Origin of the sequence: Ruegeria marisrubri, assembly GCF_001507595.1 — a bacterium.
GTDB lineage: Bacteria > Pseudomonadota > Alphaproteobacteria > Rhodobacterales > Rhodobacteraceae > Ruegeria > Ruegeria marisrubri.
Genome location: NZ_LQBQ01000036.1, coordinates 178,473 through 199,020 on the forward strand (window position 1 = coordinate 178,473; position 20,548 = coordinate 199,020).

General features: G+C 54.4%; 14 protein-coding genes, 1 tRNA gene and 1 pseudogene. 12 read left to right on the forward strand and 4 right to left on the reverse strand.

Going from position 1 to position 20,548, the window contains the following annotated elements; translation table 11 throughout:
- Positions 1 to 3 precede the first annotated feature (3 nt).
- From AVO45_RS16405 to AVO45_RS16430, 7 genes are all read left to right on the forward strand, one after another.
- Positions 4 to 582 (forward strand): Maf family protein, encoded by a 579-nt coding sequence (locus AVO45_RS16405; protein WP_068349207.1) that lies wholly within the window; start codon positions 4 to 6, stop codon positions 580 to 582.
- Positions 579 to 1,601: a ribonuclease E/G gene (locus AVO45_RS16410; RefSeq protein WP_068349209.1), complete on the forward strand. Its 1,023-nt coding sequence runs from the start codon at positions 579 to 581 to the stop codon at positions 1,599 to 1,601. Before AVO45_RS16405 ends, AVO45_RS16410 begins: the two co-directional genes overlap by 4 nt.
- The gene (locus AVO45_RS19505) at positions 1,598 to 1,780 is read left to right on the forward strand and encodes a DNA gyrase inhibitor YacG (protein WP_082688843.1); all 183 of its coding nucleotides are present in this window, start codon (positions 1,598 to 1,600) and stop codon (positions 1,778 to 1,780) included. Before AVO45_RS16410 ends, AVO45_RS19505 begins: the two co-directional genes overlap by 4 nt.
- 79 nt (positions 1,781 to 1,859) lie before the next feature.
- Positions 1,860 to 1,934, forward strand: a tRNA-Phe gene (locus AVO45_RS16415).
- A 99-nt stretch (positions 1,935 to 2,033) separates the two neighbouring features.
- Entirely contained in the window at positions 2,034 to 3,215 is a 1,182-nt protein-coding gene (locus AVO45_RS16420) for a tyrosine-type recombinase/integrase (RefSeq protein WP_068349211.1), read from the forward strand.
- A gap of 814 nt (positions 3,216 to 4,029) precedes the next feature.
- Complete coding sequence (locus AVO45_RS16425; protein WP_068349214.1) at positions 4,030 to 4,398, forward strand: hypothetical protein; 369 nt, start codon at positions 4,030 to 4,032, stop codon at positions 4,396 to 4,398.
- 482 nt (positions 4,399 to 4,880) lie between these two features.
- The gene (locus tag AVO45_RS16430) at positions 4,881 to 7,187 is read left to right on the forward strand and encodes a DNA polymerase (RefSeq protein ID WP_240482159.1); all 2,307 of its coding nucleotides are present in this window, start codon (positions 4,881 to 4,883) and stop codon (positions 7,185 to 7,187) included.
- Between the two features lie 85 nt (positions 7,188 to 7,272).
- Here the strand turns inward: AVO45_RS16430 and AVO45_RS16435 are convergent, their stop codons facing one another.
- From AVO45_RS16435 to AVO45_RS16440, 3 genes are all read right to left on the reverse strand, one after another.
- On the reverse strand, positions 7,273 to 7,929 hold the full coding sequence (locus AVO45_RS16435) for a recombinase family protein (RefSeq protein ID WP_068349217.1): 657 nt from the start codon (positions 7,927 to 7,929) through the stop codon (positions 7,273 to 7,275).
- Between the two features lie 98 nt (positions 7,930 to 8,027).
- The gene (locus AVO45_RS19510) at positions 8,028 to 9,032 is read right to left on the reverse strand and encodes a glycosyltransferase family 2 protein (RefSeq protein ID WP_082688844.1); all 1,005 of its coding nucleotides are present in this window, start codon (positions 9,030 to 9,032) and stop codon (positions 8,028 to 8,030) included.
- 176 nt (positions 9,033 to 9,208) lie between these two features.
- Positions 9,209 to 10,141 carry an IS5 family transposase gene (locus AVO45_RS16440; RefSeq protein WP_068349220.1) on the reverse strand — a complete coding sequence of 311 codons (933 nt, stop codon included), beginning with the start codon at positions 10,139 to 10,141 and terminating at the stop codon, positions 9,209 to 9,211.
- 204 nt (positions 10,142 to 10,345) lie between these two features.
- On the opposite strand from AVO45_RS16440, the gene AVO45_RS16450 reads away from it, so the two are divergent.
- From AVO45_RS16450 to istA, 5 genes and pseudogenes are all read left to right on the forward strand, one after another.
- A protein-coding gene (locus tag AVO45_RS16450) for an IS3 family transposase (RefSeq protein ID WP_099045746.1) occupies positions 10,346 to 11,448 on the forward strand; the annotation gives its coding sequence in 2 pieces (ribosomal slippage) (positions 10,346 to 10,607 and positions 10,607 to 11,448; 1,104 coding nt in all).
- A 247-nt stretch (positions 11,449 to 11,695) separates the two neighbouring features.
- A complete protein-coding gene (locus AVO45_RS19515) occupies positions 11,696 to 14,440 on the forward strand; it encodes an FkbM family methyltransferase (RefSeq protein ID WP_082688845.1) in 2,745 nt (914 codons plus the stop codon).
- A 786-nt stretch (positions 14,441 to 15,226) separates the two neighbouring features.
- Complete coding sequence (locus tag AVO45_RS19825; protein ID WP_157770190.1) at positions 15,227 to 15,745, forward strand: sulfotransferase family 2 domain-containing protein; 519 nt, start codon at positions 15,227 to 15,229, stop codon at positions 15,743 to 15,745.
- Positions 15,746 to 16,144: 399 nt separating this feature from the next.
- On the forward strand, positions 16,145 to 17,356 hold the full coding sequence (locus AVO45_RS16465) for a tyrosine-type recombinase/integrase (RefSeq protein ID WP_068349229.1): 1,212 nt from the start codon (positions 16,145 to 16,147) through the stop codon (positions 17,354 to 17,356).
- A 184-nt stretch (positions 17,357 to 17,540) separates the two neighbouring features.
- Positions 17,541 to 18,551, forward strand: a pseudogene (gene istA, locus AVO45_RS16470) (IS21 family transposase).
- A gap of 425 nt (positions 18,552 to 18,976) precedes the next feature.
- Here the strand turns inward: istA and tnpC are convergent.
- Positions 18,977 to 20,494 (reverse strand): IS66 family transposase, encoded by a 1,518-nt coding sequence (gene tnpC / locus AVO45_RS16475; RefSeq protein ID WP_068349234.1) that lies wholly within the window; start codon positions 20,492 to 20,494, stop codon positions 18,977 to 18,979.
- Between the last annotated feature and the right edge of the window lie 54 nt (positions 20,495 to 20,548).

Genomic DNA, 20,548 nt, shown 5'->3' on the forward strand with positions numbered 1-20,548 from the left:
CACATGGCGTTGATTCTCGGATCGGGCAGCCCGAGACGGCTGGACCTGCTGGCCCAGCTTGGCGTGCGGCCCGACGCCGTTCTTCCCCCCGACATTGACGAAGATCCCCGCAAGGGTGAATTGCCGCGCCCCTATTGCGCCCGTATCGCGCGCGAAAAGGTGCTGGCGGTTCCGGCGAGTGACGATGACATCGTGCTGTGCGCAGACACCACCGTGGCGCTTGGCCGGCGGATTCTGGGCAAGCCCGCGGATGCGGGCGAGGCGGCGGAGTTTCTCTATGCCCTGTCCGGGCGCCGTCATCGGGTGATCACTTCGGTCGCAGTGCGCCGTGGCGACAAGCTCTGGGAACGCGACGTTGTGAGCCTGGTCAAGTTCAAGCGGCTGTCGGATCTGGAGGTGAATGCCTATCTCGCCACCGATGACTGGCAGGGCAAGGCAGGGGCCTATGCGATTCAGGGGCCGGCCGGGGCCTTCATCCCGTGGATCAGCGGGTCTTTCACCGGTATCGTGGGGCTGCCGCTGTCGGAAACGGCCGCGCTTTTGCAGGCCGCAGGTTATCCCCTGTATGGAGAGGCATCATGAAGGGCCGGACCATCATTCTGGATCACATCCAGGGCCGCGAGGCCGCCGCCCTGATGGTGGATGGCAAACTGGATGATTTCCTCATCGCAGGCGATGCGCCGCCACCCGGAACGATCTATCGCGCCCGCGCCGACCGCCCGGTGAAGGGGCAGGGCGGCATGTTCCTCTCCACCCCGGACGGGCCGGCCTTCCTGCGTCAGGTCAAGGGTCTTGCGCCCGGAGCGCAGCTGCTGGTGCAGGTGAGCGGCTATGCCGAGCCGGGCAAGGCGATCCCGGTGACGACCCGTCTGCTGTTCAAGAGCCGTTATGCCATCGTCACGCCGGATGCGCCGGGCCTCAACGTCTCGCGCAGCATCCGCGATGACGAGGAACGCGACCGGTTGCTGGAAATCGCCCACGAGGCGATGGAAGGGTGTGCGTTCGGCCTGATCCTGCGATCCTGCTGCGCAGAGGCGGGTGCCGATGAGATCGCCGAAGACATCGCCGCAATGACCGATCTGGCCCGACAGGTTCTGGACGACACGGGCACGGAATCCGAGAAACTGGCCGAGGGCGACGGGCCGCACGTTCTGGCCTGGCGCGACTGGACCGAGCCGGCCGAGGTGGTGACCGAGCCCGGTGGTTTCGAGTCTCATGGCGTCCTGGACGCGCTGGACGCGGTGTTGGGGATTGCCGAGCCGCTGCCCGGCGGTGGGCAGCTCTATATCCAGCCCACGCGGGCTCTGGTCGCGGTGGATGTGAACACGGGTAGCGATACGTCTTTGGCGGCTGGGCAGAAGGCGAATTTCGCCTGCGCCAAGGCTCTTCCGCGGGCGCTGCGCGTGCGCGGCTTGGGCGGCCAGATCACGCTGGATCTGGCGCCGATGCCCAAGAAGGACCGGCGCGGTTTCGAAGCCGCCTTGCGCGCGGCCTTCAAGGCGGACAGCGAGGAAACCATCCTAGCCGGCTGGACGCCGCTGGGGCATTTCGAACTGCAGCGCAAGCGGGGACGTGTTCCATTGGCGGAGGTGTTGAAATGAGCTGTCCGATATGCGGTGAGGCAACGGTGAAGGTCTATCGTCCATTCTGCTCGAAGCGCTGCGCGGATCTGGACCTGGCAAAGTGGCTGAACGGGTCCTACGCGGTGCCCTCGCAGCGTGAGGAAGACGTTGACGCCGACATTCCGTCTGAAGAAACAAGGCCGGATCGTCGGCACTGAAAAAATCTCAAAAAGCCTCTGGACACCGCCTGTTGCAAGTCATAGAAGGCCTCCACCCAACGGCAAACGCCGTTCCCGTGCCCGGGTAGCTCAGGGGTAGAGCAGTGGATTGAAAATCCTCGTGTCGGTGGTTCGATTCCGCCCCCGGGCACCACTAAACTCCTGAAATAGTTGATAAATTTCTGACGTTGAAGCCTTCAGATTTGGCCCGTAAAAGTTATACACAGTTATACACTCCTCCCACTGGCTGAACTTGTCCAAAGATTCAAAAAACCAAATCTCCAAGCTGAAACATCTCCGAAAAGGTCTGGCGATCTATCGGACGGGCCGCAGCCCCTATTGGTTCATCCGTCTGAGGGATCCAATAGCGGGCAAATACGTCCATCGATCATCCAAGGAAGAATCAAGGCTCGAAGCCATTGAAGTGGCGTATGAGTTTGCCGATACGTACCACAGCAAGGCCAACAGCGACCACGCCCAGAAGAAGACCACCAGCTTCGAGCACTATGCCAAAAAGCTGATGACCGTGCAGAAGGGCAAATCGAAATGGTCGGATGGCGACAACAAACTGCTGAACCGGTCGAAAGACGGTCTGATTTGCTACTTCGGCAAGTATGACGTAACCAAAATCAATACGGGGATGGTTCGGGATTATCTGGTTCATCTTGATCAGAATCGGTCAAAGAAGTTGGCTGAATCGACCAAGGCCAAGCACACCATCATCATTCGCAAAGTTCTTATGATGGCGATGGAAGACGGGCTGCTGAATGTTGTGCCTGTCATGCCGAAGCAAAAGACCGTGGATACCCCCCGGCACACGTTCAGTGATGACGAATACAAACGGTTCCTGAAGGCTGCCGATGAATGTGCCAAACGGGGTGATAAGGTTCGTGGTGTGAAGATCACCGGCCACCATGCCAAGATGTTCCGGTTTGTAGTTCATACCTTTCTCCGACCGACTGAAGGGGAGTTGTTCGGCCTCAAGCACAAGGACATTCAGATCAAGGGTGATCCTGCTCATCTGGAAATGAATGTTCGGGGCGGCAAAACTGGCGGACGGGTAAGTATTACCATGCCAATAGCCGTGCCTTTGTACCAGGGCGTCGTAAACCCCTTCGATGAAAAGGGACCGGACAAGAATGGCTACGTCTGGATGCCGGAATATCCGAACCGGCGAACGGCCATCAATACGGCCCGTCGTATCTTCAACCACATTCTGGAAAAGGCCGAGCTGCTGGATGAAGATCGGAAGCTGTCGCCATATTCGCTTCGGCACTATGCCATCCAAGCACGACTCAGAGGGTCGAATGGGAAGGTGAACCTCCACACCCTTGCCAAGAATGCTGGGACGTCCGTGGATCAGTTGGAGCGGTTCTATCTGAAGAACATGGCACCGACGAAAGGGATCATTGAAAACTTGCAGCACAAGGAGTGATGACTGAATTCCGGTATCCCAATATTTGGTTTGAGTGGTGAAAAAACCATGTTCTTCTCTTGGGTTTTTTCGGGCACCAATGGAAGGTGAAGAGGTGTTGTGAGTGGCCCCTTCAGATATCAAGACTATTTTTTCCCGGTACTCATGAACCCCGCTTAGGCGGGGTTCATTTTTGACCAAAGTCAAACATGGCTTCCACGTGACTGGGTAGAGATACAGGACGACATGGCACACCCTTTGCTGTCAACCCCGCTCTGGCGGGGTTTCTTTTGCCAGGCGGGACGTCCTGTCTTGCCTGAGCAAGTTACTAATCGGATCGGTTGCTATCTGCCTGAAAAACAAAGCTCGCAAAACACCTTGGTACAATATCATTGATGCCTTGCGGCCTTGACAAGCACTGGCTGTAGGTCTCGAAAAGAGAACCAGATCACCCCATTGAGGTCGACAGATAGGAGCCCAGACGGTGAAATCTATTTCGGTCTCAGCAAGTGAAGTCAGTACGTTGCTGATAGTAGCGATTGTTGCAGCCATTCTGGGCTTGTGGCTGGTTCTGCGACTGATGACAAATGCCGTTCGTCAGCAAAAGACAAGGCTGGTGTGCAAATGGAAACGTACGTCAGCAGACGATCGAGGCGCGCTGATCGCTTGGAAATGCAAAGCGTGTGGTGTGACTGCTTACTCGGGAACCGGCAAGCGACCTGTGGACTGCAAACAGATTACCAAACCGAAGTCTCTCTAAGGTCAAACATCAAAAAGAACGTTGCCTGTTGCGGGGAGGTTGGGGGACGCCGTTGGGGTAGCAAAGGAGATCCCAATGACACTCGAGAAACAATTCAATCTTGACGCCGCGGAAAAGCCGAAAACCACACAGCCGTCCCAACAGCGTCGTCAGAAATTCATTGCCGCCATCGACAAGCAGTTGGCAGGAATGCAAGCAGGGAACGCCAGCAAAACCTGGAAAAGCACTTGGGTCTGGCAGACCAGCAAAGGGGATTGGTTCATTTCGCCCCGGTATGGCAGGACGCCCCTGGAACTTGCTCCCGGCCTGACGGCCATCAAATGCTCGGATGCGGAGGACGTTGTCCAAAACCTCGAAAAACTGAAGAACCTCACGAGCGACGGCAAGCTGGATGCCGTCCTTGAAACAGCTGCCTCAGAAATCCGTAGCCGGTTCGGAAAGTGACACCTGCCGGATACATTGAAAAAGCCATTGGTCCCCTTGGGTTCTGGTCGGGACGCAACGGGACCAATAGCTTTCCGGGCGATGCCAATCACGAGCAACAAAACCCAAATCATGCGAAGCACTTCACGAAGTGAAGTTGATAGCCAAATAGTTGCTAGATGATAGCGATGGGTGGCAATTTGTTGTCCCGCCATCGTCCTGAAGGACACCAGATTGAACGCCATGGGACCAAATACTTTCCCCGGCCAGCCCAACCAGCCAGCCAAACCAACCTAGCGAATACGAAGTACTTCACGAAGTGAAGTTAGTTGGCCAACTGCTTGCGATGGGTAGCAATGCTTGGCCAATCGCTTGCTTCGCAAGACATTCGCTGCGCGAATGTTGGTTCTTTTGGGGGCAATCTGGATTTTGGACATACTTCTCCTATCCGTTGAGGAGAAGTCCGAAAGAACCAATGGTTCTGTCATACCATCCACACACGATTGCTTTCCAAAGCACGGCTGTATGTCAAAATCAGAGATACGATTGCCCTTGCACCAACAGGGGCCAAAAGCCTTGCCAAGCTCGGTGAAATCCTTGGCTTTGAAAAGCTGAAGCTGTCGGACGACCCCAAGCAGGAGCAGCACTACAAAGAAAACATGGCCGACCTGTTGGAGGATAATTGGCCTCTGTTCCGGGACTATGCCATCCGGGACGCTGAGGTATGTGCCCAATACACGGTTCGCATGATCCGGCTGTATTTCGAGAAGACGGGTAAGTTCAAACTGCCTGTCACGCTGACATCCATCGGTGTCGATCTGATACGGTCACATTGGTTGTCCCAAGGACTCGATCCGCTTGAAATCGTCGGCAAAGAAGTCGTGACGGAGAAGCGCTGGAACGACAAGAAACAGCAATACGAGACAAATGCTGAACCGAGGTCCGTTCAGAAACTGTTCTGGCACGAAGACTTCTTTACCGAATGCTATCACGGTGGCCGCAATGAACAGTTCTGGTTTGGCCCCGCACCCGAAGGTGTCTGGTATGATTATGATCTGACCAGTGCGTACCCATCGGCAATGGCGCTCATCGGGGAACCGGATTGGAATACGATCACGCACATCACCAGCACCGAAGAACTGCTTGGCGGTGGTTTGACCGTTGAAGACCTGGCCTTTGCCAATGTGGATTTTGAGTTCCCGGATGACGTGCGATACCCGGTTCTGCCCGTGCGCACCGAAAACGGTTTGCTGTTCCCTCGCAAGGGCAACTGCACCACGCATATCAGTGAAATCCTGCTGGCCAAGAAACTAGGGGCAAAGATCGAACTGGTGGAGGGGCGGCGGATCAACTCTGACCGTGTTATCAGTCGTAGAGAAGGTGGCGGCAGGGAATACGGCGGTCATGCCAAGCGACCGTTTCTCGACTTTGCCCGTCATTGCATCGAGGAGAGGGCCAAGCATCCCAAGAAGACCCTGGACAACCTATTCTGGAAGGAGCTTGTCAATTCCACATACGGCAAGACGGCTCAGGGTCTGCGAGAACGACGTATCTACGATCTGAGGGATGCCGAAACCAAACGTCTGGAACCGAGCAAGATCACCAACCCGGTCTATGCTGCCTTCATCACGGCTTTCTGCCGGGGTGTGCTCAGTGAAATTATGAATGCGCTGCCTCAGGACGTGCAAATCTTCAGTGTCACCACCGATGGCTTTTTGACCACGGCCACCGATGAGCAAATGAAGAAGGCTGCCAAAGGCACGCTCGGTCGGCGATATCTGGACTCCCGGATCAAGTTGGCCGCGCAATGGGGCATCTATGAGGTCAAGCACATCATCCGCCAGCCTGTTGGGTGGCGCACCAGAGGCCAAGCCACGCTGCGGCCATCGGAGGTTCCTGACTGGTCAGGCACTGGCATTGAACCCAAGGAAGATGAGAAAGTTGTGCTAGCGAAGGGTGGTATCAAGCTGGATGCCATCCTGTCCAAGAAAGAGCAGAATGACAAAATTGTTGATCTGTTCTTTGACCGGAAGCCGACCGACACGCTGACAGTCACGATGGGGGCGGGTATTCGGGAGATGTATGAACAGGGGATGGACTTCGTTGACAAGACGATGACCAAACGCCTGTCGATGGAGTTTGACTGGAAGCGGAAACCAATTATGGCCGGAGACGTCACTGTCACAACCGACGACGGGCAAACTCGTACCCACTTGGCATTCTCGACCCAGCCGTGGGACACCGTGGACCAGTTCAACACCACTCGGGCGATCTGGGCAGACTACAACAAGCAGGCTGGGCATTGTCTGAAAACGACGTCTGACTACCGAGCATGGGCGGAGTACTTTGAGGGCAAACTGGCGGCACAGGGTCCGGCTGGGGCATATATCGCTAAAGAGGATGGTGTCCTGAAGCGCCTTCGCCGGGACCTGAGCATTGCGCATAAGCTACGGAAAGCGGGCACCCACAAGATCAACGTGGAGGCGTTTCAGCGGGCCGACATCACCTCTGACTACAAGCTCAAGGTCAAAGAGTTTGCGCAAATCCTGAATGATGGTTTCGGCATTCCCTGCACCAAAATGGATGTGGACAATGCCCGAAAGAAAAAGGTCTTCGTGCCGCATCAGGTGCCGCGAACAGCCAAAACCGTTGAGTTGTTGGAAAACATCAAGCAGGTGCTGTTCCCGGAGCTGGACGTAGAACAATTCCTGACGCCGAAAGCGGCCTTTGATCTGGAGGTGGCGCAGACTGATATGGCTGTGCATACTTGTGGTCCGTTGAAGGGCCGGATGATATCGCTCAGTGGGTAGTCGCTCTAGCTCTCTGTATCTGGCCGAGGTTGCCCCAACAAGAAAATGGTAAAAGTGCTGTATGGGTGTAGGAGCATGACAATTACTATTTCGATGCCACGCTGGAGTTTCCCATCGCCAGCACCGAGTAGTTCTTCACTGTCTGTGGATACCAGCGCCCGCCCTTGAATGTTGCCACACTCCGTTCATTCAGCAGACTGGCCGTGGCCGAAAACGATCCAGACTCAATGAGTGCCTGTTCGAACTCGGTGCGGATCGTTTCGAAGAATTTCCGCTTCTCCGACTGCCGTTGAGTCGCCAAGGCTTGAGCATTCCGGCCAAGGACGGTTCCCCGGTTCTTTGCCGCTCTGAGTGCGGCTCTGGTGCGCTCCGAAATCTGTCGACGCTCCTCCTCGGCAAAGCAGGCCAACAGGTGCAGGAAAAATGTTGAGACGTTAGGGTGTTCGCAGACGACCAATTCGATCCCTTGGTCGATGATCCCCGAAATGAATGACACCTTCCGGGAAAACCTGTCCAGCTTCGGGATCAGCAGCTTCGACCGAGTCTTCTTCACAAGGTTGATAGCGTTCCAAAGCTCAACCCGATCATCCCGTTTGCCAGATTGGATTTCTGTGAACTCGGCAGCCACCTGATCTGTGGGGGCCAGAAATTGCTCGACCATCGCCCGCTGTGCTTCCAGCCCAAGGCCGGATTGCCCCTGCCGTTCGGTCGAAACCCGATAGTAAACCACATATTCGGCCATGCCTTCCCCTCTCCGTAAATGACAAACCAGCGTTTGTCGTAGAAGGCGTCGGATTTCTTCGCCGAGTGGGCAACGGGGTTGATCAACGTGGAGGAGGTCTATTTCATTGGGTTAGCAGTCGAATTTTTTTTACGGTTTCGAAACCGATTATAACGCTTAGCACGAGAGGGATGTTGAAGCCAGAACATGAGCAAGTCAAGCCGACTTGTTAACATAGTTTGCTTATGCGCCCGACGATGAAAGAAATCCAACAAATCTGATTGCATTCGCGCCTGAGCCCAGAGCATTAATTCCGTTTTGAATGCCAGGTATTCGGAATATCCAATCCTTTTGTATTCGCGGACAGAAAACAGCTCGCGTTCAACTTGATCAAAAACATCAAACATCTGGAGTCTATTTTTTCCAAAATCGTTTGTAATTTGATGGTGCTTATCACTCAAAATATGTGAAGTGTATACTCCATCAAAAAATCCAATTCTTTTCGCCGCCAATAATAATTGCCAGTGTGCAAAAACATCGTTTTGCACTCGCGTTTCGCTGAATTTCAGATTCACCTTCCGAGCAAATTCAGTATTTACGATCTTGTTCCATGGGTAGTTTGTAAGTCGCAGAAGCTTCGGGAACTCATCAATAGAAAACAGTTTGTGGCTATATCTACTTTTAATTATTTCAAAAATTTTTCTATCGGTCCTAGACAATCTCAGGGTGTTCCCATTCTCATCTTCCAAGGAGAATCTAGAAAGTTGGATTTCACAACCCTGTGTGCGGCAATCAGCGAGCGCTTCGCACAATAAATCTGCGTCAATTCGATCGTCTATATCAAGAAATAAAACGAACTCTCTATTTGCCAGTTTGAAGCCAACATTTCTTGACGCCCCGGCGCCCACGTTTTCACTTAAGTTAGCTAAAACAAAACCTTCTTCATGTGAGGCAAGCGCGTCACAAAGTATTGAGGCCCCATTGTCTCTGGAGTTATCATTGACAAATATTAGCTGTCCTCCCATTTCCAGGATTTTTCCAAATATACTTAGCTTTTCCTCAACATGTCTCTGGGCATTGAAAAACGGGAAAATTATAGACAGTTTCGATAGTCTTTTTGTCATTGGGTGATCCGCAGAATCTCAACACAGCTACCTCTAGCCAAACTGCACACTATCGACAACCGAAAGTACAAACGGCGGTGCAGCACTCTGCCACGGTTGCTTGCGCGCCTTGGGGATAGACCGGCTCTGTTGCAGAAATCGGCTGATGGCCGAAGTTCCCCTTTCCCCGGACAGACTTATCCCACGGGCTCTGTGACAGGGATTCCGAGCGCGGTGTAACCGTTGAGAACGGCGATACGGACCTGAAGCTCCGCGACCTGTCGGTCGAAGTCTCGTGCCATGAGGCGCTGCCCCAGCAGTTTCACACAATGCATCTTGGTCTCGACGCGGCTTCGGCGGTGGTATCCGCTCCATCGTCGCCAGAGGGCACGACCGAGGTATTTCGATGCTCGCAGTGCTTCGTTTCGCGCCATGGCTCCGGCGGTGATCGTCTTCCAGGGCTTCGCGTTCTTGCGGGGCGGGATGACAGCGTGGGCGCCGCGGTCAGCGATTACATCGTGGCATTTGCGCGTGTCGTAGGCGCCATCAGCCTTGACGCTACCGATTTCCCGGTCCTGCGGGATTTGGTCGAGAAGGTCGGGTAATACCGGCGCATCACCGATGTGGCTCCCTGTGATTTCGACGGCCCGAACCTCCAGCGTTTCCTCATCAATCCCCAAGTGGATCTTGCGCCAGACGCGCCTTTTGGGGCCACCATGCTTGCGGGCGTGCCACTCGCCTTCGCCCTCGACCTTGACCCCGGTGCTATCGATCAACAGGTGGAGCGGGCCCTTCGACCCACGGTAGGGGATGTTGACGGCCAGGGTCTTCTGGCGGCGGGACAGCGTGCTGAAGTCGGGCACCGCCCAGTCGAGGCCGACCAACCGCAACAGGCTTTCGACGAAGCCTGTCGTCTGCCGAAGCGCCATGCCGAACAAAACCTTCATCGTAAGGCATGTCTGGATAGCGGCGTCGCTGTAGGTCTGCTGACGGCCGTGCCTGCCTGACGGCGCGGCATCCCAGCTCATGTCGGGGTCAAACCAGATCGTCAGAGAGCCCCGGCGCTTGAGCGCTTCATTGTAGGCTGGCCAGTTCCTGGTCCTGTAGGTTGGGGGTGTAGGTCTGCTCATGCATACTAGCTACCATGCTGGATTCACGAGATGAATCCCACACGGATTTGTGCAACAGAGCCGGGTAGACCGATCAAGTTGTTTTTTTGACCAAGCTATGGCGTTCCTTTCTTCCAACTGGTTTGCTCTGCCCCCTGAAAACTGGACCGTATGAAGTTGGAGTTTTCCGCTAAGTTTCCCTGGCTGGGAGAGGAGCGGAATCGCATGAAAGCATCGAAGTTCACGGAGGCGCAGAAGGCCTTCATCCTGAAGCAGGGCGAACAAGGCACGCCGGTTGCGGAGATCTGCCGCAGGGCGGGGATCAGCCAGGCGACATATTTCAACTGGAAGAAAAAATACGGGGGCCTTTTGCCGGATGAGATGCGTCGGCTGAAAGCGCTGGAGGATGAGAACACCCGGCTGAAGAAGATCGTGGCCGATCTGACGCTGGATCGGGAAATGCTTCAGGATGTCATTCGGCGAAAGCTCTGAAGCCTGGCCGTTTGCGCGAAATCGTCACCGGGATGTGCGTCGATTGGGGCGTGTCGATCCGGAGGGCCTGTGGGGCCATCTGCTTCGACACATCCACCTACCACTACAAGTCCCGGCGGACGGATCAGGCTGCCGTCGAACGGCGGATCAAAGAGATCGCAGAGACGCGTGTGCGCTATGGCTACAGGCGCGTTCACGTGCTTCTGAGACGGGAGGGCTGGGTGATCAACATGAAGAAGACACGCAGGATTTACAACGAGTTGGGCCTGCAGCTCAGGAACAAGCACCCGAAGCGCCGGGTGAAGGCAAAGCTCAGAGAAGACCGTCAGGAAGCCGTCGGGCCGAACGATGTCTGGGCGATGGACTTCGTTCACGACCAACTCGCCCTGGGCAGGAGGTTGCGTATCCTGACCATCGTCGACACGCATTCGCGGCTCTGCCCTGCGGCCGATCCGCGCTTCACCTATCGGGGCGAAGATGTCGTGCAGACGCTCGAACGGGTCTGCGGGCAGATCGGCTATCCGAAAACGATCAGAGTCGATAACGGCAGCGAGTTCATCTCGCGGGACCTCGATCTCTGGGCCTACGCCAACGACGTTACCCTCGACTTCTCACGGCCCGGAAAGCCCACGGACAACGGCTTCATTGAGGCGTTTAACAGCAAGCTCCGGGCGGAATGCCTGAACGCACACTGGTTCATGAGCCTTGCAGATGCCCGCGAAAAGCTGGAGGATTGGCGTCGGCACTACAATGAGGACAGACCCCACAGCGCAATCGGATACAACGTCCCGATTGCCATGCATTATCCCGATGGCGTCACCAGCCCGTCATCGTGACAGAGCCGGAAAACTCCAGCTTCTGGCGGTCCAAGGTTGGGGCTCAGAGCAAAGAACCGGAAAAATCCAGCTTCCGGCGGTCCAAACTTGGGGAGCAGCGCAATCAAAAATCAAACTCTCGTTATGAAAGAGGGGCCAGCGGGGGGGGGGGAGGTCACAGATCTTGTCAAAATATATTGAAGTGCCCCAACGAAACTCATAGGAATACGACAACGATACCCAGTATGAGCCCAGAGGGAGATGAAGCTTGTCGAATCCAGATTGCCGCGATGAGCAAGTGCATTCAATCAATTTTGACGGGAAAACATTCCGAATTATCCTTCCGGACTCTTCTACAGATCACATCCAGAAACAAGTTTCAGTATCTCGTGTGCCGTACGAGGCTGATCTGATCCGAGACATTTTAAAAAGAATTATTCCAAATAGCGTCATCTTTGATGTCGGCGCAAATATTGGAAATCACACATTGGCTTTAGCAGCTCATGGCGCAAACGTCACAGCTTTCGAACCCGATGCGAGGTTGGTTTCTTACCTACGAGAATCCATAAATATAAACTCCTTTTCCGGAGATGTATCTATTGTAAACGCTGCTGTCGGGGCATCAAAAGGCAAAGGCCACCTCGAGGGCGGCTCACTCGAAAATATTGGCATGCAACACTTTAGTGAAGACAGCCAAGGATCGATTAACCTCGTTACTCTCGATGATTTCCGGCCTAAGAAAAGGGTATCGGTCCTGAAAATTGACGTAGAAGGAATGGAACGGCAGGTCTTGGATGGAGCTATTAGGCTATTACATTCAGACAAGCCATTTGTATATGCTGAGGCTTCCAGCCCCTCTAATCTTGACGAATTAGTCGAATGGGCGCAAGAGTTTGACTACACTCCGATCAACATATTCAATGAAACCCCAACTATTTGTTTTGCCCCAAAAGAAAACGATTTTTCGAGTGAGTCGGCATATGATCTTTTGCGCGCTTCCTTCGAGTACTATCAAAAATCTAGATTGCATGAAAAGAAAATTCAGAAACACTTGGAGCAAATCAGGGAACTTGCAAGCGATCAAAGCCTATTGTCAAAAGAAAAGGAAATAATCGATCTGCAGCTTTCTAACCTGAAAAAGCAAGTGAACATTCTGCAGGCCGAAGTGGCAACGCAAAAGCAAAGATTGGCTTCGAGTGAGGCTCAAAACAGGAAAATAAAGAAACGAGAAAAGCGAGCTAGAATAGTCGCTTTGACAGCGGGCCTGCCTGTTCTAGCTATTCTTTCTCCAATTATCTTGCCGGCATTAATTGTGCATCGATTTAAGAAGGGGAAAAAAGAAAATGCTCTAACGCTGAGCAGGAACGGTGGAAAAAGTTATGATGTAAATGAAGAAGCCATCCTGGTTTCTATAGTTGTCCCGGTTCACAACGGTGAAGAGTTTATTGCCGAAGCAATAGATTCGGCGCTTCGACAAACGCATGAAAACATAGAAATCATCGTAGTTGATGACGGCAGCAACGACAGAACGTTGGAAGTCGTGAAAGCTGTTTCAGATGCCGATTCTAGGGTTAAATTGATACCCCTTTTCAAAAACTTCGGGTGTTACTATGCCCGCAACCGGGGCCTGCTAGCTGCAACGGGAGATTACATCTGTTTTCTTGACGCCGATGATAAAATTCATCCTGAGCGTGTTAGAGAGCAGTTGAGGGCTGTTTTGAAGGATGAAGTGGCTGTGGCCAGCCAGTGTCAACAAAGAAGATGGAGTAAGGACTTTCAAAAACCTATGGGTGAGTTGAAATATGGTGAAAATTCATTGTTTTTTCACAGGAGTGTATTCCAAGAAATAGGTTTCTATGACTTTGTAAGATACGCTGGCGATAGCGAATATCGGGAACGTCTTTTGACTGCTTTTGGGCCTCGTTCTATTAAAAGGGTCGAAAGAGAGCTTTATTTCCTTCGTACGGTGAGTGGATCTTTGACTCTTTCGAGCGGATCCCACGCTTATTCAACGGATGGGGACACCTTAAAGGATAATCTATCGCCAACACGAACTGCATATCGCGAAAATTTTCGGAAATGGCACTCTGATATTAAACTTTTGAATTTGTCACCGCGCATCGAATTTACTCAGCGTACTCGGCCCTTCCCTTTGGGTGAAATTGACCAAAATGCTTCACCATTTTTGGGAGAAAAGTTGGTCGGGATGCTTGCAACCTTTCCGGAACGACAAGAAATACTTCGACGTACCTTGCCTAGTATGCTGTCTCAGTTAGATGAGCTGCATGTGTACCTGAATAATTATGACTATGTTCCCGAGTTTTTGAAAATGGACGGAGTTCACCCGATCTTGGGAAGAGATGCACTAGGTGATTTGCGGGATAATGGAAAATTCTATGAGATTGAAGAGAAAAGTGGTTACATTTTCACTTTTGATGATGATATATTCTATCCCTCGGACTACGTATCTCGTCTAGTATCCGAAATAGAAACCCTTGATCGCAAAGCTGTTGTCGGAGTGCATGGTGTTGTGTTTCCTAAGGAAAAGCTACGCTACACTGAAAACCGTACGGTGTTTCATTTTCAAGATGGCGCTGGGCCGTTCCTGTGCGACCTTCTTGGTACTGGAACGGTTGCCTTTCATTCATCCACCCTTCCAATTGCTTTTGAGGATTTCGGAACCTCTGGCATTTGCGATCTATGGTTTGCTATCGCCTGCCATAGGCATAATGTTCCACTTGTTTCTATCGCGAGAAATAAAAATTGGCTGATTGAGGCCAAGAAAAATGTTGGGGCAATTCGTCTTTTCGACGAAGCGAAAGAGCAAGACAGATTTCATACAGAACTATATCACAGTTTTCTTTACCCAATTGTGTCCAGTGAAGGTGCTCGGAGCGCGGCAGCGAAGAAGCTTTTAAGTCTTTTCGGGCGGAAACTCTTGGATGCATACGGGTTGCGCAATGAGGTGTACCCTGAAAATAACGGTCGCTCCAAAGAGATCCTCCGCCAATGAAATGATTCGCCAGACCTGCCCAGCTTTTGACCTAGTTCACCACGTTAATGGTCCGGTGATCGTGCGATATTTCTGCTTTCATTCTGTTGGTCCGCAAGTTGGTTTGACGTCAAGATTCTGAACAATGAATGCGGCCGGGAGGAATAGTACAATTTAACGCAAGAACTCCCACGTTACCGACCGGCGTGAGACCCTTTTCCCTTGGCACGCTTGGTTTGGCCGCTTGGTCTATGTCCAGGAGCGAAGAGTAGCTTAAATAACGCCAGAAACTGTCCAAACATTGGGGAGTAGCTGACTCCGCAAGCAATCATGTCTTCAAACAGCACGCCACTTGGGAGATGATGGTGGACATCCCCCATGCGGTGTGTGAATATAGATTGTCATTTCCTAGTGTGACGCCAATTATTGAGCTGTCTGAACACGAAAATGCTTGCCAATGATTCAACCTTGGGCTCATTGAACCTTCCCAATGGTACTGCCATCCATTTCTACGATCTGCCGCAACATAGTCTACCAGACCTGCCGCTATTCACGCTCGCCGATCAGAGAGCTTTTCAACAAAAGCATGGAGCACCCCCGCCGTCCGGCGAAATCCTGATTATGAACTCTAGGGGCTCCTGGATCCAAGTTGCGGCGTATGCTCAGTCCTTCGGAATTACAGCGCTCCATGTTTGGCAGCCACCCAGAAACTCCGAAGTCCTTACCCCTATGCGGCGAGTAGTCCGGTATAATGGCTTGACCTATGTGCCAAATTACAAATGCGGGTACACATCAATAACAGTGATGATGCGCGACATTTCCGGACTTTCTCTCCGAGAAATTTCGGCTCAAAGCGATCCACGACAAGTTGAAGGCTTCTCCTTTTCTGTCGTGCGCCATCCGATCAACCGATTTCGTTCGTTCTATCTTGATAAGTTTTGCCGCGGTTCCGGTCACCACAATCATCGCGACTGGCTTGCAGTTTATCAAGCTCTCCTTTGCGAAGTTACACCTGCCTCGGTCCTGCAATTTGTCTCCTCGGTCCCGACCGGATTTGAGGACCCCCACTGGCGGTCTATGCGTAGCAACTTGTTCTATGGTGACCGGCCCCTTGTTGACCGGATATATACAACCTCTGAAATTGAACAGTTGGCGACGGAGATATCTGGCTATCTAGGCCAAAAAGTCGCCATCCCAAGAGCTCTTGCCACCGAGAGAATTGAAGCACCACAGATACGGGAACAGCTCGCTGCCCTCGCACCGAAAATCATGGAAACATATGCAGAGGATGTTGTACTCGTAGAGGGCTTGGCAAAAAGCTTCTAATGAAACAGGTTTCATAGTGGTGCCGAGATAGGACGATAACCGGCTGGGGATTTGACGTCGTGTATGATTGCGTTTCGGCGTCGAGGTCATGAAAAAAGTTTTAATTTCCAATAGCTTGAGCGGAATCTCGCCTCAGACTCCATAAAGGTATACAAAAAGGTAAGCAAACCTTTTTAACCAATTGAAAATACATTTGGTAACTTGATTGAAAATCCTCGTGTCGGTGGTTCGATTCCGCCCCCGGCACCACTACAACCTCCGAGGTAGTCTGATAACGTCCGATGTATCTGTTATTATTGAGGTTTCGTCTTTTGATTGTCCAGCGTGTTCCGGTTTTGTCCGCCTCCAGCCGAAAAATCTGGGGGTGGAATTAGGGGTTGCAATTTGCTATCAAACGACATGCCTCTGACCGATATCGCATTGAAAAACCTACAACCTTCTGAGCGACCGTACAAACGTTCGGATCAATATGGCCTATACATTCTGGTAAAACCAAACGGATCCAAGCTCTGGCATCTGAAGTATCGCTTCAACAACAAAGAAAAACTGATGTCCTACGGGCCTTACCCCCTGATTTCGTTGAGGGAAGCCAGGGAGAAGCGTGATAGAGACCGTAAGCTGCTTCTTGAGGGCATCGACCCTTCTACGGTGAAAAAGGAACGGAAACGTGCTGCGGAGGTAGAGGCCCGCGGTTGTTTCGACGTGCTTGCCGGTGAGCTGCTCGAGAAAAATCGTCTCGAGGGGCGCGCCGAACAAACGGTCAAGAAGAAGGCGTGGCTGCTTGAAATAGCCAACAAGGATCTCGCGGGGCGCCCGATCATGGAGATCACGCCGAGCGAAGTTCTTGCTGTTCTCAAGAAGCAGGAGAAGATCGGCAACCTCGAAACAGCAAGCAGATTGAGGACAACGATCGGAGAGGTCTTCCGGTATGCCATTGCGAGCGGCATCACCACCAATGATCCCACGATCCCTCTCAAGGGCGCCCTCGCGCGAAGGCGGGTCCAATCCCGCGCCGCAATAACCGACAAGGAACGGCTTGGAGAACTCATGGCCGCCATCGATGGTTATGGCGGATACAGGGTGGTTGCGCTCGGCCTCAAACTTCTCGCTATTCTGCACGTCCGTCCCGGGGAACTGAGGCTGGCAAGTTGGAAGGAGTTCGACTTGGATGCTGCCAAATGGAGCATTCCTTCGGAGCGCATGAAGATGCGAACTGAACATGTCGCACCGCTTCCCCGCCAAGCCATCGCAGTTCTGGAAGAACTCAAGACGTATTCGCATCCGGATGCGCTCGTCCTCCCGTCTCAAAGCCTGAAGATCAAACCTCTGAGCGAGAACACCTTCAACCAGGCCCTCCGCAAGATGGGCTTTGGCAAAGAGGAGATGACAGCACATGGGTTCCGAGCAACGTTCTCCACGCTTGCAAACGAAAGTGGTCGTTGGAACCCCGATGCAATCGAACGGGCGTTGGCCCATGTCGAAGGCAACGAAGTCCGGCGTGCGTACGCAAGGGGGGCATATTGGGATGAGCGTGTGAAGATGTCCCAGTGGTGGGCTGACGAGTTGGACGAAGTGCAACGGGCTGCAATTTCAGTAGCAGAGGCCTCATGATCAAGCGGGATGAGGTGAAATTCGAATTGGACGTAGATGCGACGCGTTGAGCTTCGACCTCTTATTGGACCTGGGAATTGGCAGAGCGCCTTCTGGTGTTAGCGCCGATGTAAAACTGACCCGGGGCGCCGGTTGAAAACTGGCCCACCTGTTACCTTGCCCGTCCGGAGGAGAGGAAGGGCAGATACTGACAGGAGAGATGACCTTGGAGATCAGGATTTTGCACCGACAGGGGAAGAGCATCCGTGTCATCGCGCGGGAGCTGGGGATCAGCCGGGAGACGGTGCGGAAGTATCTACGCGGGCCGGATCTGGCGCCGAGATACGGGCCGCGGGCGCGGCCATCGAAGCTCGATCCGTTCAAGGGCTACCTGGAGATGCGGATCGCCGAGGCGGCACCGCGGCGTCTGCCGGCGACGGTCTACATGCGGGAACTGTGCGGGTTCGGGTATAACGGTGGCATCACGATCCTGAAGGTATGGCTGGCGGAACAATATCCGCAGGTGGCTGCACCGGAGATCATCCGGTTCGAGACGCCACCGGGGCGGTAGGCCCAGGCGGACTGGACCTCGATCCGGCGCGGCAGGAACAAGCTCTCGGCCTTTGTCGGCGCTCTCGGGTTCAGACGGCTGTCCTTCGTCTGGTTCGCCGACAACGAGCGGTTCGACACGCTGATCGAGGCGCACGAGCGTTTCTTCGACGCGATCGGTGGGGTGCCGCAGACGGTGCTCTACAACAACATGAAGACGGTGTTGATCGACCGCGACGCCTATGGCCCCGGGCGGCACCGGTTCAACGAGGGGTCCCGGGACTTCGCCAAGCATCACGGCTTCAGCCCGCGTATGTGCGCCCCGCATCGGGCTCAAACCAAGGGCAAGGTCGAGCGGTTCAACCGCTACCTGATGGAAAGCTTCATCTGGCCGCTGGAGAGCCGGCTCAAGGGACAGGGTCTTCTGCTGGATGCCGCGACGGCCAATGCCCATGTCGGCGGCTGGCTGCGCGAGGTCGCCAATCCCCGCATCCACGGCGAGACGAAGGAACGCCCGGTCGACCGCTTCGCCCGCGAGCAGGCGCAGCTGTTGCCGCGTGGCCCGGTCTGGACCGGTATCGCCGCCTCGGTGCCCGCGCCGCTCCATGATGTGCAGGTGCCGCAGCACGACCTGTCGATCTATGACGCGATCGGGAGGCTGGCATGAGGCCACATGCAACTGTTCGAGATGATGAAGAGAGACGGTGCTGGCTCGCTAGCAAACGTAGCCACACCCACAAGGCTCAGACGCCCTACACCGCCCCGTCAGCGACCTTAGCGAAGGTCGCTGACGGGGCAACATAGCAAAGCTGAGATACGGGAGGGTCGGAACCTATAGATAGGTCCCAGCCACAACGCTTACAAACGACGTTGACTGCTCCATTGAGAAACTCCCTGAAAATTGTCACTCAGGCTGGAAACTCAAATCACAAACCAAAACAGAAGGTGGGGCTAAAGCACCGCTTACCCTCAACGGCAGCTTCTACCAACAGCGGACGTTCGGCAAAACCGGGGCAACGACCGGCTCGCGGGACATAGGGTGAATTGTGACCGTCCGGTGAAGGCGCTCTGGAACGGACGAGGCGTCCCCGGTTACGCTGCCTGCGCAGCGTAACTCCAGGGCATCAACTCGTCGAGACGATTGATCTTGTGATCGGCGATGCGTCCGAGTACCCAAGTCAGCCAGGCTTGCGGATCTACGTCGTTCAGCTTGGCGGTCTCGATCAACGTGAAGGCTATGGCCATGGCTTTTCCGCCGCCTTCGGAACCGGCAAACATCCAGTTTTTCCTGCCGATGGCCACAGGCTTCATCGCCCGCTCGGCTGAGTTATTGTCCAGTTCCAGTGCCCCGTTGTCGAGATACGGCCGTGCCTTCGGCATCCTGCCAAGGGCATAGCGGATGGCCTGTGCCAGTGGCGACTTGCCCGAGATCCGGGGTAACTGGGAGTGCAGCCAGCCTTCAAGGTCGTCGAAGATAGGCTTGGCCTTTGATTGCCGGAGCGTCACCCGCTCGTCAGGTGGTTTGCCGCGTGCCTCTTTCTCCACGGCGTAGAGGTCGGCGATCCGGCAGATGGCTTCTTCGGCGATGGCCGACCCCTGGGAGGCGAAGACATCCACGAACTTACGCCGGACATGCGCCATGCAGGCCGTCTCGGAGGCCTTGCCGTCGCCAAACAACCCGTTGAAACCAGAGTATCCGTCGGCATGGACCCAGCCCTTGTAGCCGGAAAGGTGGCTTACCGGATGGGCACCTTTGCGGTCCACGGTGAACTGATACCAGACGCAGGGCGGCGATTGCCCCGACCAGGGCCGTTCATCTCGGACGTAAGTCCAGACCCGTGCGGTCTTCGTCTTCTTCTGACCCGGCGCCAGCATCTTCACCGGGGTATCATCGGCGAAAAGGGCTTCGCCCTGCCGGACCATCCGGCCAATGGCATCGGCGAGCGGCTCCAGCAACGCCGTAGAGCGCCCCACCCAGTCGGCCAGCGTGGAGCGATCCAGATCGACGCCTTCACGGGCGAAGATCTGCGATTGGCGGTATAAGGGAAGATGGTCCGAGTATTTGGACACGAGGACATGTGCCAGCAGCCCCGGACCGGGACGACCGCGATCAATCGGGCGGGACGGCAGCGGCGATTGAACAATCGCCTCACAGCAGGAGCAGGCCATGCGCGGACGAACGATCCGGTTCACGACGAACCGACCAGGGACGTACTCCAGTTCTTCCGTCACATCCTCCCCGAGCGTCTTCAAGGCACCGCCACAGCGGCGGCACTCCTCACCGGGTGACAGGATCTCGTCATGTCGCTCCAGGTGATCGGGCAGCGGCTTGCGGCTGTGCCGGCGCGCCGGTTTGTCTTCTTCAGCTTCGGTGGCGGGCTTGGATTGCGCCTTGGCTGCCTCGGCAATCTGCTCGTCTTCCTGGAACGTCAGGTTGAGCTGGTCGAGGCCCTCCGACTTCGAGCCGAACCGGTGCCGGCTGTGGCCCGCAAGCTGGTGCTGAAGTTGCTCCACCTTCAGGGTCAGAGCCTTGACCTCATCGGCTAGAAGCCGGTTCACGGCCCGCAGTTCGGCGGGATCTTCCGGCGCTATGTCGAGGTCTTTCAGCATCTCCGATCATCTACCGGATGGGGACCTCAGAGTGAATCCTGAAAACGCTCAAGC

What these genes read in the sequence shown, in the direction of transcription:
- AVO45_RS19505 (WP_082688843.1), top strand. Translation starts at nt 1,598, where the DNA reads ATGAGCTGTCCGATATGCGGTGAGGCAACGGTGAAGGTCTATCGTCCA.
- AVO45_RS16410 (WP_068349209.1), top strand. Translation starts at nt 579, where the DNA reads ATGAAGGGCCGGACCATCATTCTGGATCACATCCAGGGCCGCGAGGCC.
- AVO45_RS16440 (WP_068349220.1), bottom strand. Translation starts at nt 10,141, where the DNA reads ATGAGCAGACCTACACCCCCAACCTACAGGACCAGGAACTGGCCAGCC.
- AVO45_RS16405 (WP_068349207.1), top strand. Translation starts at nt 4, where the DNA reads ATGGCGTTGATTCTCGGATCGGGCAGCCCGAGACGGCTGGACCTGCTG.
- tnpC (WP_068349234.1), bottom strand. Translation starts at nt 20,494, where the DNA reads ATGCTGAAAGACCTCGACATAGCGCCGGAAGATCCCGCCGAACTGCGG.
- AVO45_RS19825 (WP_157770190.1), top strand. Translation starts at nt 15,227, where the DNA reads ATGCGCGACATTTCCGGACTTTCTCTCCGAGAAATTTCGGCTCAAAGC.
- AVO45_RS16465 (WP_068349229.1), top strand. Translation starts at nt 16,145, where the DNA reads ATGCCTCTGACCGATATCGCATTGAAAAACCTACAACCTTCTGAGCGA.
- AVO45_RS16425 (WP_068349214.1), top strand. Translation starts at nt 4,030, where the DNA reads ATGACACTCGAGAAACAATTCAATCTTGACGCCGCGGAAAAGCCGAAA.
- AVO45_RS19510 (WP_082688844.1), bottom strand. Translation starts at nt 9,032, where the DNA reads ATGACAAAAAGACTATCGAAACTGTCTATAATTTTCCCGTTTTTCAAT.
- AVO45_RS16435 (WP_068349217.1), bottom strand. Translation starts at nt 7,929, where the DNA reads ATGGCCGAATATGTGGTTTACTATCGGGTTTCGACCGAACGGCAGGGG.